Source organism: Streptomyces kryoterrae (assembly GCF_054072135.1).
This window is the reverse complement of sequence record NZ_CM133358.1, coordinates 1,337,507-1,351,696: the sequence shown is the minus strand read 5'-3', so window position 1 is coordinate 1,351,696 and position 14,190 is coordinate 1,337,507. Positions and strand designations below refer to the sequence as shown.

Annotated in this window: 14 protein-coding genes; 8 read left to right on the top strand and 6 right to left on the bottom strand. The window is 70.0% G+C overall.

The window, feature by feature from the left end; all coding sequences use genetic code 11:
* Window positions 1-33 precede the first annotated feature (33 nt).
* The 3 genes from ACW4TU_RS05600 (at window position 34) to ACW4TU_RS05590 (ending at window position 2,131) form a co-directional block, all read left to right on the top strand.
* The gene (locus ACW4TU_RS05600) at window positions 34-261 is read left to right on the top strand and encodes an MbtH family protein (RefSeq protein ID WP_457425202.1); all 228 of its coding nucleotides are present in this window, start codon (window positions 34-36) and stop codon (window positions 259-261) included.
* 62 nt (window positions 262-323) lie between these two features.
* A complete protein-coding gene (locus ACW4TU_RS05595) occupies window positions 324-1,898 on the top strand; it encodes an amidohydrolase (protein ID WP_457425200.1) in 1,575 nt (524 codons plus the stop codon).
* Window positions 1,895-2,131, top strand: coding sequence for a hypothetical protein (locus ACW4TU_RS05590; RefSeq protein WP_164313452.1), 237 nt, complete (start codon window positions 1,895-1,897; stop codon window positions 2,129-2,131). The genes ACW4TU_RS05595 and ACW4TU_RS05590 overlap by 4 nt, the downstream gene beginning before the upstream one ends.
* A gap of 55 nt (window positions 2,132-2,186) precedes the next feature.
* Here the strand turns inward: ACW4TU_RS05590 and ACW4TU_RS05585 are convergent, their stop codons facing one another.
* The 5 genes from ACW4TU_RS05585 to iolC form a co-directional block, all read right to left on the bottom strand.
* Window positions 2,187-2,990: a GntR family transcriptional regulator gene (locus ACW4TU_RS05585; protein WP_457430726.1), complete on the bottom strand. Its 804-nt coding sequence runs from the start codon at window positions 2,988-2,990 to the stop codon at window positions 2,187-2,189.
* Between the two features lie 72 nt (window positions 2,991-3,062).
* The gene (iolD, locus tag ACW4TU_RS05580) at window positions 3,063-4,940 is read right to left on the bottom strand and encodes a 3D-(3,5/4)-trihydroxycyclohexane-1,2-dione acylhydrolase (decyclizing) (protein ID WP_457425198.1); all 1,878 of its coding nucleotides are present in this window, start codon (window positions 4,938-4,940) and stop codon (window positions 3,063-3,065) included.
* Window positions 4,940-5,836, bottom strand: coding sequence for a 5-deoxy-glucuronate isomerase (gene iolB / locus ACW4TU_RS05575; protein ID WP_457425196.1), 897 nt, complete (start codon window positions 5,834-5,836; stop codon window positions 4,940-4,942). The genes iolD and iolB overlap by 1 nt, the downstream gene beginning before the upstream one ends.
* A 112-nt stretch (window positions 5,837-5,948) precedes the next feature.
* Entirely contained in the window at window positions 5,949-6,827 is an 879-nt protein-coding gene (locus tag ACW4TU_RS05570; protein ID WP_457425194.1) for a Cgl0159 family (beta/alpha)8-fold protein, read from the bottom strand.
* Window positions 6,828-6,897: 70 nt separating this feature from the next.
* Window positions 6,898-7,878: a 5-dehydro-2-deoxygluconokinase gene (gene iolC / locus ACW4TU_RS05565; RefSeq protein WP_457425192.1), complete on the bottom strand. Its 981-nt coding sequence runs from the start codon at window positions 7,876-7,878 to the stop codon at window positions 6,898-6,900.
* A 283-nt stretch (window positions 7,879-8,161) separates the two neighbouring features.
* On the opposite strand from iolC, the gene ACW4TU_RS05560 reads away from it, so the two are divergent.
* The 5 genes from ACW4TU_RS05560 (at window position 8,162) to ACW4TU_RS05540 (ending at window position 13,153) form a co-directional block, all read left to right on the top strand.
* A complete protein-coding gene (locus ACW4TU_RS05560; RefSeq protein WP_457425190.1) occupies window positions 8,162-9,175 on the top strand; it encodes a substrate-binding domain-containing protein in 1,014 nt (337 codons plus the stop codon).
* Window positions 9,175-10,251, top strand: a complete 1,077-nt coding sequence (locus ACW4TU_RS05555) for an ABC transporter permease (RefSeq protein ID WP_457425187.1) — start codon at window positions 9,175-9,177, stop codon at window positions 10,249-10,251. Before ACW4TU_RS05560 ends, ACW4TU_RS05555 begins: the two co-directional genes overlap by 1 nt.
* 4 nt (window positions 10,252-10,255) lie before the next feature.
* Window positions 10,256-11,170, top strand: coding sequence for an ATP-binding cassette domain-containing protein (locus tag ACW4TU_RS05550; RefSeq protein WP_457425185.1), 915 nt, complete (start codon window positions 10,256-10,258; stop codon window positions 11,168-11,170).
* Window positions 11,167-12,069, top strand: a complete 903-nt coding sequence (locus ACW4TU_RS05545) for a sugar phosphate isomerase/epimerase family protein (protein ID WP_457425183.1) — start codon at window positions 11,167-11,169, stop codon at window positions 12,067-12,069. The genes ACW4TU_RS05550 and ACW4TU_RS05545 overlap by 4 nt, the downstream gene beginning before the upstream one ends.
* Before the next feature lie 112 nt (window positions 12,070-12,181).
* Window positions 12,182-13,153 carry a Gfo/Idh/MocA family protein gene (locus tag ACW4TU_RS05540; protein WP_457430725.1) on the top strand — a complete coding sequence of 324 codons (972 nt, stop codon included), beginning with the start codon at window positions 12,182-12,184 and terminating at the stop codon, window positions 13,151-13,153.
* Between the two features lie 31 nt (window positions 13,154-13,184).
* Here ACW4TU_RS05540 and ACW4TU_RS05535 read toward each other — a convergent pair whose 3' ends face one another.
* On the bottom strand, window positions 13,185-14,189 hold the full coding sequence (locus tag ACW4TU_RS05535) for a Gfo/Idh/MocA family protein (RefSeq protein ID WP_457425181.1): 1,005 nt from the start codon (window positions 14,187-14,189) through the stop codon (window positions 13,185-13,187).
* Window position 14,190: the final 1 nt, after the last annotated feature.

The following is a 14,190-nucleotide window of genomic DNA, read 5'->3' as shown; positions in this document are numbered from 1 at the left end:
CCCAGTCATCCACCCCAACCAAGGAGGACCCGCATGAGCGGCAGCAGCACCAACCCCTTCGAGAACCCCGACGGCGTCTACTCCGTGCTCGTCAACGACGAGGGCCAGCACAGCCTGTGGCCCGACTTCGTCGACGTACCGGCCGGCTGGACCGTCGTCCACGGCCCGGCGCCCCGCCAGGAATGCCTTGACCACATCGAGACCAACTGGACGGACATGCGGCCCAGGAGCCTGGCGGAACGCATGGAGCGGACCGGCTGAGCCACGATCGGTCCAGAAGGGATGCGCTCGCCCTTCGGCCCCGGAACGAGGAACTGACTCCCATGCTCACCACCCGACTGACCAACGCCCGCGTCCTCACCATGGACCCCGACCACCCCGTCGCCCACGACCTGGGCATCTGGCGGGGCCGGATCGTCGGCCTGGACGAGGCGGTGACCGGGCTGCCCGCGCAGCGGGTGATCGACCTCCAGGGCGCCACCGTGCTGCCCGGGTTCATCGACAGCCATGTGCACCTCGCCTGGACGGGGTTCAAGGCGGCCACGCCCACGGTCGCGCCCTGCGTCCGGGTCGAGGACGTACTGGCGGTCGTGGCGGAGGCCGCGGCGCAGGTACCGCCCGGCGGCTGGGTGGACGTCGCGGGGTACGACCAGCGGGGGCTCGGCCGGCATCTGACCCTCGCCGAGCTGGACAAGGCCGCCAGTGGGCGCAAAGTGCTGCTCATGCACGACTCCGGACACGGCTGCGCGGTCAGCAGCCCGGTGCTGGAACTGCTGCCCGGCGTGGTCCCGCACGAGGGCGCATTCCTCGCCGAGGGGGCCATGGGCGCGGCCCGGGCGCTCCGACTGCCGCACTCCCAGGTGGAGTTGGCGGAGGCGATCGGACGGGCCGCCCGGGCCTGTCTGGCCGAGGGCGTCACCGCGTGCGCCGAGGCGGGCATCGGCGGCGCCCTGCTCGGCAACAGCCCGGTCGAGCTGGGCGCCTACCAACTTGCACGGGAACGCGGCCTGTTGCCTCTGCGGGTCCAGCTGATGGTGGCCGCCGACCGACTGCACTCAGTCACCGCCCACGAGGCCGACCGCATCCCGCGAGCCCTCGACCTCGGGCTGCGTACCGGCTTCGGCGACGACTGGCTGTCCGTCGGCGCGCTGAAGGTGTACACCGACGGCGGCATGATGGCCCGTACCGCCGCGCTCACCAGCCCCTACCAAGGGCTGGACACCGCAGGGCAGTTGCAGGAGGATCCCGAACTCCTCAAGCGGACCATCGTGGACGGGCATCTCGCGGGCTGGCAGCTCGCCGTGCACGCCATCGGCGACCGCGCTGCCGACGTCGCGCTGGACGCGCTGGAGGAGGCGCAGCGGCTGCGGCCCCGGCCGGGCGCCCGGCACCGGATCGAACACGCCGGACTGATCCGGCCCGACCAACTGCCCCGGCTGGCACGGCTCGGTGCGACAGCCGTCGTACAGCCCAACTTCCTGCGGTACTTCGGCGACGACTACGCGTCGATCATGGGGGAGGAGCGGGCGCCCTGGCTGTACCGGGGGCGGGGATTCCTGGAGCACGGCATCCGGCTGGTGGGGAGTTCCGACCGGCCGGTGGCGGACGGGTCGCCGCTGCGTGCCGTGCAGTTCATGGTCGAACGGGCTTCGCTGTCAGGCCGGTTGATCGGGCCGGACGAGGGCGTCACCGTCGATGAGGCGCTGCGCGCGTACACCGTCGACGGAGCCTACGCCTGCCACTGGGAGGACAGCGCCGGCAGCGTCACGCCCGGAAAGCGTGCCGATCTGGTCGTGCTGGGAGACGACCCCCGAAGCGTCGACAGCTCGCGCATCGGGGACATCGAGGTCGTGGCGACACTCGTCGACGGCAGGGAGAACGAGGAGGGAACGCTGTGAGCGCTCCGACGACGGACGTCATCGGCGAGTACACCCAGCTGTGGCAGGACTCGCCCCACGCACCCCGATGGGTGCTCTGGGACACCGCCGGGGACGTCCTGGTGTTCGACCGGGACGTCAACTGCCCCCTCTACATCGACGACGAGGCGATCCGGGGCGAGGTGCTGCGCCGCATGCGCGCGGCGGGCGTGCCGGAGAGCGCGGAGTACCCGGGACGCCCCTGTTCCCGATAGCCGTACGAAGTACGAAGGGACGGGAAAGGCAACGGGAACAGGGGCGGGGGCCGCCTCAGGGGCGCATCAGCAGCTGGAAGTCGAAGGCGTAGCGCGACGCCCGGTAGATGTGCGTGCCGAACTCCACGGCCCGTCCGGTGTCGTCGTACGCCGTGCGCTGCATGGTGAGCAGGGCGGCACCCTCCGGCTCCTCCAGGCGTTTGGCCTCCGCCGCCGTGGCGGAGCGGGCGCCGACGGTCTGGCGGGCGCTGTGCAGGGTGATGCCCGCGGTGCGCATCATCCGGTACAGGCCCGTCGACTCCAGCCGGGCGCCGTCCAGTTCGAGGAGTCCCGAGGGCAGATAGTTGCACAGGAACGCCATCGGCTCGCCGTGTGTGCAGCGCAGCCGCTCCAGCACGACGACCTCGCCGCCCTCCTTCACCCCGAGGGCCGCGGCGACCTCGGCCGACGCCGGCTGCCGCTCGTTGCGCAGGACCCGCGTGGTGGGCCCCTGTCCGGCCGACTCCAGGTCGTCGTACAGACTGCTCAGTTCGAGCGGACGCTTGACCTGGCTGTGCACCACCTGCGTACCGACACCTCGTCGGCGTACCAGCAGACCCTTGTCCACCAGGGACTGGATCGCCTGGCGGACCGTGGGCCGGGACAGGCCCAGACGGACCGACAGGTCGATCTCGTTGCCCAGGAGATTGCCCGGCGCCAGGACCCCGTGCTCGATCGCCGCCTCCAGCTGCTGAGCGAGCTGGTAGTAGAGCGGAACCGGGCTGGAGCGGTCCAGCGTGAAGCCCAGGGTGTCGAGCGGGGAGCCGGACACCGCACGGGCACGATCACGGGGTGTCGCCACCGGGGCACCTCCCTTCATTTCCTTCATGCGATGACGATGTGTCAGGAGCGGCTGGGGAGAACGAGGTTGATACCGCCGTCCACCGGGAGGTCAGAGATGCCGTCGGCGGTCGGCGACCTGGCGGTCGTACTCCTCGCGGGCCCGTACGGCGGACTCGCGGGCGGCGGTCTCGGCGACCGGTACGTCCCACCAGGCCTCCGCCGGGGGAGAGGTCGGTGCCGGATCGGTCTCGACGTACACACAGGTCGGCCGGTCCGAGGCGCGGGCCGTCGCCAGAGCTGTGCGCAGCTCGCCGACGGTCTTGGCGCGCAGGACGTCCATGCCGAGGCTGGCCGCGTTGGCCGCGAGGTCGACGGGCAGCGGGTCCCCGGTGAAGGTGCCGTCGGCGGCCCGGTAGCGGTAGGGGGTGCCGAAGCGCTCACCGCCGACCGACTCGGAGAGGCCGCCGATGGAGGCGTAGCCGTGGTTCTGGATGAGGACCAGGTTGACCGGCAGGCCCTCCTGGACGGCGGTGACGATCTCGGTCGGCATCATCAGATAGGTGCCGTCGCCGACCAGCGACCAGACGGGTGTGTCCGGGGCGGCCTGCTGGACGCCGATCCCGGCCGGGATCTCGTAGCCCATGCAGGAGTAGCCGTACTCCAGGTGGTACTGGCGGGGGCTGCGGGCCCGCCACAGCTTGTGCAGGTCGCCCGGGAGCGAACCGGCCGCGTTGATGATCACGTCGTCGTCGCCGACGACCGAGTCCAGGGCGCCCAGCACCTGTGTCTGGGTGGGCACGGCGGAGTGGTCCGCGGCGGTGAACGCGGCGTCGACAACCTGCTCCCAGCGTTCCTTGCCGACGCCGTACTCGGTCTCGTAAGCCGAGTTCACACGGTGGCCGGACAGCGCCTCCGTCAACGCCGTGAGGCCCGCCCTGGCGTCGCAGACCAGCGTCCGCGCCGCCAGCTTGTGGGCGTCGAACGCGGCGACGTTGAGGTTGAGGAACCGCACGGCCGGATTCTGGAACAGAGTGTTCGAGGCCGTCGTGAAGTCGGTGTAGCGGGTGCCGACGCCGATGATCAGATCGGCGGTGCGGGCCAGGTCGTCGCTGACGGCCGTACCGGTGTGGCCGATGCCGCCCAGGTCGGCGGGGTGGTCGTAGCGCAGGGAACCCTTGCCGGCCTGGGTGGACGCGACGGGGATGCCGGTGGCGTCCACCAGCGCCTTCAGCGCCTCCTCGGCCTGGCTGTGGTGGATTCCGCCGCCCGCGACGATCAGCGGGCGTTCGGCGGCCCGGACGGCCCTGACCGCCTCGGCCAGCTCGTACGGGTCGGGCGCGGGACGCCGGACGTGCCAGACGCGCTCGGCGAAGAACTCCTCCGGCCAGTCGTACGCCTCCGCCTGCACGTCCTGCGGCAGAGAGAGGGTGACCGCACCGGTCTCCACCGGGTCCGTGAGGACACGTACGGCGTTCAGCGCGGACGGGATCAGCGCCTCGGGGCGGGTCACCCGGTCGAAGTAGCGCGAGACCGGGCGCAGCGTGTCGTTGACGGACAGGTCGGCCTCGACCGGGTGCTCCAGCTGCTGGAGCAGTGGGTCCGCGGTGCGCGTCGCGAAGTAGTCGCCGGGGAGCAGGAGCACCGGAAGGCGGTTGATCGTCGCGAGTGCGGCGCCGGTGACGAGGTTGGTGGCGCCCGGGCCGATGGACGTGGTGACGGCCTGCGTCGAGAGCCGGTTCAGCTGACGGGCGTAACCGACGGCCGCGTGGACCATCGCCTGCTCGTTGCGGCCCTGGTGGAACGGCATCGCGTCCTCGCCGGCCTCCAGAAGCGCCTGACCGAGGCCCGCCACATTGCCGTGGCCGAAAATGCCCCAGGTGCCGGCGATCAGCCGGTGGCGTACGCCGTCACGCTCGGTGTACTGGACGGACAGGAACCGCACCAGCGCCTGGGCGACGGTCAGACGGCGGACAGGGGTGGTGCTCATCAGGACTTCTCCGGGGCCGTGTAGAGGGGCAGACGGGGGTCGACGGGCTGCTCGGGCCAGGTGCCGCGGACCCAGGCGTGATCGGGGTGGTCGCAGATCAGCCAGGCGCGGTCGGCCTCGGGGCCTGCCATGACGTTGAGGTAGTACATGTGGTGGCCCGGCACGGCCATGGAGGGCCCGTGCCAGCCGTCGGGAATGAGGACGACGTCCCCGCCGCGCACCTCGGCCAGCACATCCGTGTTGCGGCCCTGGCCGGACGGGGACACCCGCTGGTAGCCGAGGCCGGGCGTGCCTTCGTGGTCGGCGAACTCGAAGTAGTAGATCTCCTCGAGGACGGACTCCTCGCCGGGCCGGTGCTCGTCGTGCTTGTGCGGCGGGAAGGACGACCAGTTCCCGCCCGGTGTGATCACCTCGACGGCGATCAGCTTGTCGCACTCGAAGACGCCGGCCGCGCCGAAGTTGTTGACCTGCCGGGAGGAGTTCCCGGTGCCGCGCAGCTCCACGGGGACGGAGGAGGCGGGCCCGTAGCGGGCGGGCAGCCGTCGGGTGCAGCGCGCGCCGGTGAGCGCGAAGCGCCCGCCCTCGGCGGAGGTGATGGTCGTACGCGCGTCACGGGGCATGTACACGAAGTCGCTGACGCCGCTGAACACGCTGTCGCGGCCGTGCACCTCGAAGGTGGAGTGGCCGAAATCGTCGGTCGTGTCGACCGTGCAGGCGCCGTTAAGGGACAGCGCGATCCACTCGCTGTCGCCGGTGGAGAAGGCGTGCGAGCCGCCCGGGGGCAGCTCCAGCACCCGGAGGCTGGAGTAGCCCCAGCCGGCCTTCTCGGGGGTGACGTCGACGACGTACGGGCCGCCGAGAGCCTTGCCGGCCGGGAGGTGGTAGGCGGTGGTCATGATCTGTCGCTCCTGTTCACAGCGGGTCCTGTGTTGACCCTGTTCACGGCCATGCCTTTGTCACTTCGATTCACAGCGGTGCCGCTGTTGACTGTCCCGCTGTTGATTCGGTTCACAGCAGTCCCACCGCCGTGTCCACGGCTGAGTCCACACTGCCCGAAGACGGGTAGAGCAGCGACCGGCCCACGACCAGCCCCTGCACGGTCGGCAGCCGCAGCGCCTTGCGCCAGCGCTCGTACGCGCCCTCCTGGTCGTCGCCGACCTCGCCGCCCAGCAGCACGGCGGGCAGCGTCGACGTCTCCAGCACCTCGGCCATGTCGTCCGGGTCGTCGGTCACGGGGAGTTTCAGCCAGGTGTAGGCGGAGGTGCCGCCGAGCCCCGACGCTATGGCGATCGAGCGGGTGACCGCCTCGGCGGACAGATCGCTGCGCACCCGGCCGTCGACCCGGCGCGAGATGAACGGCTCGACGAACAAAGGCAGTTGGCGCGCCGCCATCTCGTCCACGGCCCGGGCGGTGGACTCCAGGGTGGTGAGCGAGCCCGGGTCGTCGTAGTTGATGCGCACCAGCAGCTTGCCCGCGTCGAAGCGGAGCCGGGCGATGTCCTGGGCGCGGTGCCCGGTGAAGCGGTCGTCCATCTCGAAGACCGCGCCGGCCAGCCCGCCGCGGTTCATCGACCCCATGACGACCTTGCCGTCCAGCACCCCGAGGAGCAGCAGGTCGTCCAGGATGTCGGCGGTGGCCAGCACGCCGTCCACACCGGGCCGCGACAGCGCCGTACACAGGCGTTCCAGCAGGTCGGCGCGGTTGGCCATGGCGAGCCGGCGGTCGCCGACGCCCAGGGCGCCGCGCGCCGGATGGTCGGCGGCCACGATCATGAGCCGCCCGCTGTCGCCGATCAGCGGTCGCCGTACCCGGCGGGCGGCGGCCTCCGCGACGGCCTCCGGGTGCCGGGCCCTGACCGTGGCGAGGCCGGCGATGCTGATGGTCAAGACAGGCTCCGTTCAGGGGTACGGGTCGCCCGTTCGGGCGCCCCCGGGATCGTCGCGGTGCGGAGTTCGCTCATCGGGGCGATCCGCTCGCGATGAGGTCGTCGACCTCGGACCCGGTCGGCATCGCGGACGAGCAGGCGAGACGGGAGGCGACGAGGGCGCCGGCCGCGTTGGCGTACCGCATGGTCCGCTCCAGCTCCCAGCCGGAGAGCAGTCCGTGGCACAGGGCGCCGCCGAACGCGTCCCCTGCCCCCAGGCCGTTGACGACCTCCACGGGCACCGGCGGGACCTCGGCGGTGGTGCCGTCACGGTGCATCGCCAGTACCCCCTTGGGGCCCTGTTTGACGACGGCCAGCTCGACCCCGGCCGCCAGCAACGCCTCGGCACAGGCGTGCGGCTCGCGTACGCCGGTGGCGATCTCGCACTCGTCGAGGTTGCCCACCGCCACGGTCGCGTGGCGCAGGGCCTCGGCGTAGTACGGGCGGGCTTCCTCCGGGTCGCGCCAGGCCGCGCTGCTCCAGAGCGCCGGTCGCCAGTCCAGGTCGAACACGGTGATGGCCGCCCGGTCGCGCGCCTTGAGGGCGGCGAGTGTGGCCGAGCGGCTCGGTTCCTCGCTGAGGCCGGTGCCGGTGATCCAGAAGACGCGCGCGGCCCTGATACCGAAGAAATCCAGCTCGTCGGTACGTATCTGCAGGTCAGGTGCGGTGGGCCGGCGGTAGAAGTACAGCGGGAAATCGTCCGGCGGGAAGAGCTCGCAGAACGTGACCGGAGTAGGCAGTTCGTCGACCGGTGTGACCCAGCGGTCGTCGACCCCGAACTCCCCCAGAGCCTGGTGCAGATAGTCGCCGAAGGCGTCCGCGCCGGTACGGGTGACGACGGCCGAGGAGCGGCCCAGACGGGCCGCCGCGACCGCGACGTTGGCGGCGGACCCACCGAGAGATTTTCCGAACGTCTGCACTAGGGTCAACGGTGCGCCGGACTGCAGCGGATAAAGATCGACTCCGATGCGGCCCATGGTGACCAGGTCGAAGGGCGGGGCTGACTCGGTCATGCGATGCTCCTTCGAGCTGCGGAGGATGCCGGTCCCGAGGGGTCTGTCGTCTCCCCAGGTGTAGGACTCGGAGGGCGACGCTGTCAAGCGTTTGTTCTTACATTCTGACCTGCTCGTGAAATGATGTCTTAACAAAGTATTGACAGCGGACATGTCCAAGGATTTGGATTCGGTCCCAGCACGACCGCCGTGTTCGCGGCACACGGCCCGGACCTCCGGGACCCGGGCCAGGGATCGCTGAGATCCCACCCTCTCCCCGGTCGCACAGTGAGGTGCAGGAAAGATGGACCGCTCTTCTCGCTCCCGCAGAATCGCCCCCGTCGTTGCCGCTGCCGCGGCAGCGGCCTTGGTCCTCGCGGGCTGCTCCAGCAGTTCCGGCGGCAAAAAGTCCGAGGACGGCGGTGCCGACGCTTCGGCGGGCAAGGCCACCACCCCGCGGATGACCGTCGCCCTGGTCACCCACCAGGCGCCCGGCGACACCTTCTGGGACATCGTCCGCAAGGGTGCCCAGGCCGCCGCGGACAAGGACAACATCAAGCTCGTCTACTCGGCCGACCCGAACGCGGGCAACCAGGCCAACCTCGTCCAGAACGCGATCGACCAGAAGGTCGACGGCATCGCCATCACGCTGGCCAAGCCGGACGCCATGAAGGACGTCGTGGCCAAGGCGACGGCGGCGGGCATCCCCGTCGTCGGCCTCAACTCGGGCCTGAGCGACTGGAAGCGGCTGGGCCTCCAGCAGTTCTTCGGCCAGGACGAGTCCGTCGCGGGCGAGGCGTTCGGCAAGAAGCTGAACGAGCTCGGTTCCAAGAAGGCCGTCTGTGTGATCCAGGAGCAGGGCAACGTCGGCCTCACCCAGCGCTGCGACGGTGTGAAGAAGACGTTCACCGGCACGCTGGAGGTCCTCAACGTCAACGGCACCGACATGCCGTCAGTGAAGTCGACGATCACCGCGAAGCTCAACCAGGACAAGGCCATTGACTACGTGGTCGCGCTCGGCGCCAGCTACGCGCTGACCGCGGTGCAGTCGGTGGGCGACGCCAACAGCAAGGCCAAGGTCGCCACCTTCGACCTCAACAAGGAGATGACCGACGCCATCACGAAGGGCGACATCCAGTTCGCGGTCGACCAGCAGCCCTACCTCCAGGGCTACTTGGCCGTCGACTCGATGTGGCTCTTCAAGAACAACGGCAACTACAGCGGTGGCGGTGAGCAGCCCGTGCTGACCGGTCCGGCGTTCGTCGACAAGTCCAACGTCGAGAAGATCGCCGCGTTCGCCGCCAAGGGCACTCGGTGATGTCGAGTCAGGCAACGGCACCGGCGGCGAGCTCCTCGCCGCCGGCTCCGCCGGTGACTCAGAAGGACGGCCGCACCAACCAGCGGTCCCTGGGGCGCAGGCTGCTCGGCCGCCCCGAGGTGGGCGCCCTCATCGCGGCGATCGGTGTGTACCTGTTCTTCTTCGCGGCGGCTCCCTCCTTCCGGGAGACCAGCGCGCTGGCGACGGTGCTCTACCAGGCGTCCGTCATGGGCATCATGGCGCTGCCGGTGGCCCTGTTGATGATCGGCGGGGAGTTCGACCTGTCCGCCGGTGTCGCGGTCACGACCTCGGCGCTGACCGCCGCGATCCTCAGCTTCCAGCTGTCGATGAACGTGTGGACCGGCGTCTTCGTCGCCCTGATCGTCTCCCTCGCGGTGGGCGCGTTCAACGGCTGGCTGCTGATCAAGACCGGTCTGCCGAGCTTCCTGGTCACCCTGGGCTCGTTCCTGATCCTGCAGGGCGCCAACCTCGCCGTCACGAAGGTCTTCACCGGGAACGTGGCGAGCGACTCGATCGCCGACATGCAGGGTTTCGACCAGGCCAAGAAGGTCTTCGCCTCCGAGTTCACCATCGGTGACGTCAGCTTCAAGATCACGATCGTGTACTGGCTGGTGTTCGCCCTGATCGCGACCTGGCTGCTGCTGCGCACCAAGTTCGGCAACTGGATCTTCGCGGTCGGCGGCAGCAAGGACTCGGCCCGCGCGGTCGGTGTCCCGGTGAACTTCACGAAGATCGCCCTGTTCATGGGCGTGGGCGCGTGTGCCTGGTTCGTGGGCATGCACCTGCTGTTCTCGTTCAACACGGTGCAGTCCGGCGAGGGCGTCGGCAGCGAGTTCCTGTACATCATCGCCGCGGTCATCGGCGGCTGCCTGCTGACCGGCGGCTACGGCTCCGCGATCGGTTCGGTCATCGGTGCCTTCATCTTCGGCATGGTCTCCCAGGGCATCGTCTACGCCAACTGGAACCCGGACTGGTTCAAGGCGTTCCTCGGCGTGATGCTCCTGGTCGCCGCCCTCGTCAATCTGTGGGTCCGCCGCCAGGCGACCCGGAGGTGAACTGATGACAACCAACGAAACCTCTCCCAACGGCACACTCACGATGGAGAGTTCGCCTAAAGACGCCGCGCCGATCGTCGAGCTGCGGGGCACCGGCAAGTCGTACGGCAACATCCGAGCCCTGCACGGCGTCGACCTCGCCGTCCACTCCGGCCAGGTCACCTGCGTGCTGGGCGACAACGGCGCCGGCAAGTCCACGCTGATCAAAATCATCTCCGGGCTGCACCAGCACACCGAGGGCGAGTTGCTCGTCGACGGTGAGCCGGTCCACTTCGGTACGCCCCGTGAGGCGCTGGACGCCGGTATCGCCACCGTCTACCAGGACCTGGCGACCGTCCCCCTGATGCCGGTGTGGCGCAACTTCTTCCTCGGCTCCGAGATGACCAAGGGCCCCTGGCCCGTACGCCGTCTCGACATCGAGAAGATGAAGCAGACCGCGGACGCGGAACTGCGCAACATGGGCATCGTCCTGGACGACCTCGACCAGCCCATCGGCACCCTCTCCGGCGGCCAGCGCCAGTCCGTGGCCATCGCCCGCGCCGTCTACTTCGGCGCACGGGTCCTCATCCTCGACGAGCCCACCGCCGCCCTCGGCGTCAAGCAGTCCGGTGTGGTGCTGAAGTACATCGCCGCCGCCCGGGACAAGGGCCTCGGCGTCATCTTCATCACCCACAACCCGCACCACGCCTACATGGTCGGCGACCACTTCAGCGTCCTGCGCCTGGGCACCATGGAACTCTCCGCCGCCCGCAGCGAGGTCACCCTCGAAGAGCTCACCAACCACATGGCCGGCGGCGCCGAACTCGCAGCCCTCAAGCACGAGTTGGCCCAAGTCCGAGGCGTCGACGTCGAGAAGCTCCCCGAGGTCGAGGACCTCCAGGCGCCCGTCGCGTCCCCTTCGAAGGGGACGACGGCATGACGACTCCGCTCGACCGCATCCGGGTCGGCTCGGCGCCGGACTCCTGGGGTGTCTGGTTTCCCGACGATCCGGTACAGGTGCCCTGGGAACGCTTCCTGGACGAGGTCTCCGAGGCCGGCTACCGCTGGATCGAGCTGGGCCCGTACGGCTATCTGCCGACCGACCCGGCCCGTCTGACGGACGAGATCGCCAAGCGTGACCTCAAGGTGTCGGCCGGTACGGTCTTCACCGGCCTGCACCGGGGTCCGTCCGAGTGGGAGTCGACCTGGGAGCACGTCAGCCAGGTCGCCGCGCTCACCCAGGCGATGGACGCGAAGCACCTGGTCGTCATCCCCTCGTTCTGGCGGGACGACAAGACCGCGGAGATCCTGGAGCCGCCGGAGCTGACGGCCGAGCAGTGGGGTCACCTCGCCCGGGGCATGGAACGGCTCGGGCGCGAGGTGAAGGAGACGTACGGGCTGGACATCGTCGTCCATCCGCACGCGGACACCCACATCGACACCGAGGCGCACGTGGAGCGGTTCCTCGACGCCACGGACTCCGGCGTGGTCAACCTGTGCCTCGACACCGGGCATTACGCCTACTGCGGGGGCGACAGCGTCAAGCTGATCGAGACGTACGGTGAGCGGATCGGGTACCTGCACCTCAAGCAGGTCGACCCGGCGATCCTGGCCGACGTGGTCGCGGGCGGGGTGCCCTTCGGACCGGCTGTGCAGCGGGGAGTCATGTGTGAACCTCCGTCTGGAGTGCCGGAGTTGGGGCCTGTACTGACCGCGGCGCAGCAGCTCGGGGTGGATCTGTTCGCGATTGTCGAGCAGGACATGTATCCGTGTGAACCGGACAGGCCGTTGCCCATCGCGGTGCGGACCCGGCAGTTCCTTCGGTCCTGCGGCGCGTAGGGTCACAGCCCCGAGCCCGTAGGTGGGTTGGACCTCCCGCGCCTCGAAGGGGCACCCTTCTCCAGTGAGAGACCATGACGTGCTCGGCGTGCTCGTGATCGGTACCGGCAAGATGGGTGCCGATCACGTTCGCCGGATCCAGGAAGTCACCAGTGGTGCCCGGGTCACCGCCGTCGTGGACATCGACCCCGAGCGCGCCGAACTGGTCGCTGCCGGCGTCGACGGCTGTACGACCTACACCGACCCGCTCGCCGCCATGGCCTCGCCCGACGTCGACGCCGTGCTCATCGCCTCGCCCGGGGCCGCTCACGAGGCGGCCCTGCTCGCGGCGTTCGAGCGGGAGCTGCCCGTCTTGTGCGAGAAGCCGCTCACGCCCGACGCGGCTTCCGCGCTGCGGGTCCTGGAGGCCGAGCAGAGGCTGGGGCGCCGCCTCGTCCAGGTCGGGTTCATGCGGCGGTACGACGCCGAGTACCTGAAGCTCAAGTCGCTGCTCGGCACAGGGCGGTTGGGCCGACCGCTGATGCTGCACAACCGGCATCGCAACGTGGCCTCCCCGCCCTGGTGGACCAGCGCGATGCACATCAACGACTCCGTGGTGCACGAGATGGACGTGACCCGGTGGCTCCTCGGACAGGAGATCACCGCGGTCACTGTCCTGTGTCCGAGGCCGTCCGGGAACGCGCCGGAGGGTCTGCGGGATCCGCAGTTCGTCGTGATGGAGACCGACGGCGGTGCGATCGTCGACGTCGAGATCAACGTCAACTGCGGCTTCGGGTACCAGGTGCGGGCCGAGGTGGTCTGCGAGCGCGGGACCGCGCGGATCGGCGACGGTCATGGCATGGTCGTCAACTCGGCCGGGCACTGGGGCGGAAGCATCGCCCAGGACTTCATCGAGCGGTTCGAGGACGCGTACGACCGTGAGGTCCAGGCGTGGGTCGACGCCACCCGGCGCGGCGAGGTCACCGGCCCCGGTGTCTGGGACGGTTACGCGGTGGCCGCCGTCTGCGAGGCCGGCGTACGCGCGCAGACCGAGGGCCGGCGTGTCGAGGTGGAACTCGTCGAACGGCCCGCGCTGTACCGCTGACAGCGCGGGCCGGCCGTCCGACTGGCCTTGCTCAGACCGTGCGTACGTCCTCGACGCGCACCGGGCGGTGCTCCTGGAGCGACAGCGTGCACGCGTCCGCGATCCAGCCCGCCTCCAGCGCCTCGGCGACCGTGCACGGGGACGTACGGGTGCCCGCGACGACCTCCGTGAACGCCGTCAGTTCGGCGCGGTAGGCGGGGATGAAGCGGTCCATGAAGAAGTCGTGCGGGACTCCCGCCGGGAAGGTCACGCCCGGCTCCACGGAACGCAGCGGGAGCTTGTCCTCCAGGCCGACGGCGATGCTGTCCTGGAAGCCGTGGATCTCCATGCGGACGTCGTAACCACGGGCGTTGTGGCGGGAGTTGGAGACCACGGCGATCGTGCCGTCGTCCAGGGTGAGGATCGCGCCGGTGGTGTCGGCGTCACCCGCCTCCTTGATGTAGTCGGCGCCGTTGTTGGCGCCCACCGCGTACACCTCGGTGACCTCACGGCCCGTCACCCAGCGGATGATGTCGAAGTCGTGCACCGAGCAGTCCCGGAAGATGCCACCGGAGGCGGCGATGTACGCGGCCGGCGGCGGCGCCGGGTCCAGTGTCGTTGACCGTACGGTGTGCAACTGGCCCAGCTCACCGCTCCGCACGGCGGCCCGCGCGGCGACGAAGCCCGCGTCGAAGCGCCGGTTGTAGCCGATCTGGATCTCGACGCCGCTGTCCTTGACCGCGTTCAGCACCGCGACACCCTCGGCCATCGTGCGGGCCACCGGCTTCTCGCAGAACACCGGGACACCCGCCTCGACGGCGGCGAGGATCAGGGCCGGGTGGGCGTCCGTCGCGGCGGCGATCACGATGCCGTCGACGCCGGCGGCGAGGAGGGCCTCGGGGGAGTCCGCCACCTGGGCGCCGAAGCGCTCGGCGGCGGTCTTCGCGGCCTCCGCGAACGGGTCGCTGACGACGAGGGAGTCGACGGCGTCGAGACCGGAGAGGGTCTCGGCGTGGAAGGCGCCGATGCGGCCGAGGCCGAGGATTCCGATGCGCATG

Excerpts from the sequence above, each read along its gene's own strand:
- iolB (WP_457425196.1), bottom strand. The coding sequence starts at position 5,836 with ATGACCACCGCCTACCACCTCCCGGCCGGCAAGGCTCTCGGCGGCCCG.
- ACW4TU_RS05560 (WP_457425190.1), top strand. The coding sequence starts at position 8,162 with ATGGACCGCTCTTCTCGCTCCCGCAGAATCGCCCCCGTCGTTGCCGCT.
- ACW4TU_RS05555 (WP_457425187.1), top strand. The coding sequence starts at position 9,175 with ATGTCGAGTCAGGCAACGGCACCGGCGGCGAGCTCCTCGCCGCCGGCT.
- iolC (WP_457425192.1), bottom strand. The coding sequence starts at position 7,878 with ATGACCGAGTCAGCCCCGCCCTTCGACCTGGTCACCATGGGCCGCATC.
- iolD (WP_457425198.1), bottom strand. The coding sequence starts at position 4,940 with ATGAGCACCACCCCTGTCCGCCGTCTGACCGTCGCCCAGGCGCTGGTG.
- ACW4TU_RS05535 (WP_457425181.1), bottom strand. The coding sequence starts at position 14,189 with ATGCGCATCGGAATCCTCGGCCTCGGCCGCATCGGCGCCTTCCACGCC.
- ACW4TU_RS05550 (WP_457425185.1), top strand. The coding sequence starts at position 10,256 with ATGACAACCAACGAAACCTCTCCCAACGGCACACTCACGATGGAGAGT.
- ACW4TU_RS05545 (WP_457425183.1), top strand. The coding sequence starts at position 11,167 with ATGACGACTCCGCTCGACCGCATCCGGGTCGGCTCGGCGCCGGACTCC.
- ACW4TU_RS05585 (WP_457430726.1), bottom strand. The coding sequence starts at position 2,990 with ATGAAGGGAGGTGCCCCGGTGGCGACACCCCGTGATCGTGCCCGTGCG.
- ACW4TU_RS05540 (WP_457430725.1), top strand. The coding sequence starts at position 12,182 with ATGGGTGCCGATCACGTTCGCCGGATCCAGGAAGTCACCAGTGGTGCC.
- ACW4TU_RS05600 (WP_457425202.1), top strand. The coding sequence starts at position 34 with ATGAGCGGCAGCAGCACCAACCCCTTCGAGAACCCCGACGGCGTCTAC.
- ACW4TU_RS05595 (WP_457425200.1), top strand. The coding sequence starts at position 324 with ATGCTCACCACCCGACTGACCAACGCCCGCGTCCTCACCATGGACCCC.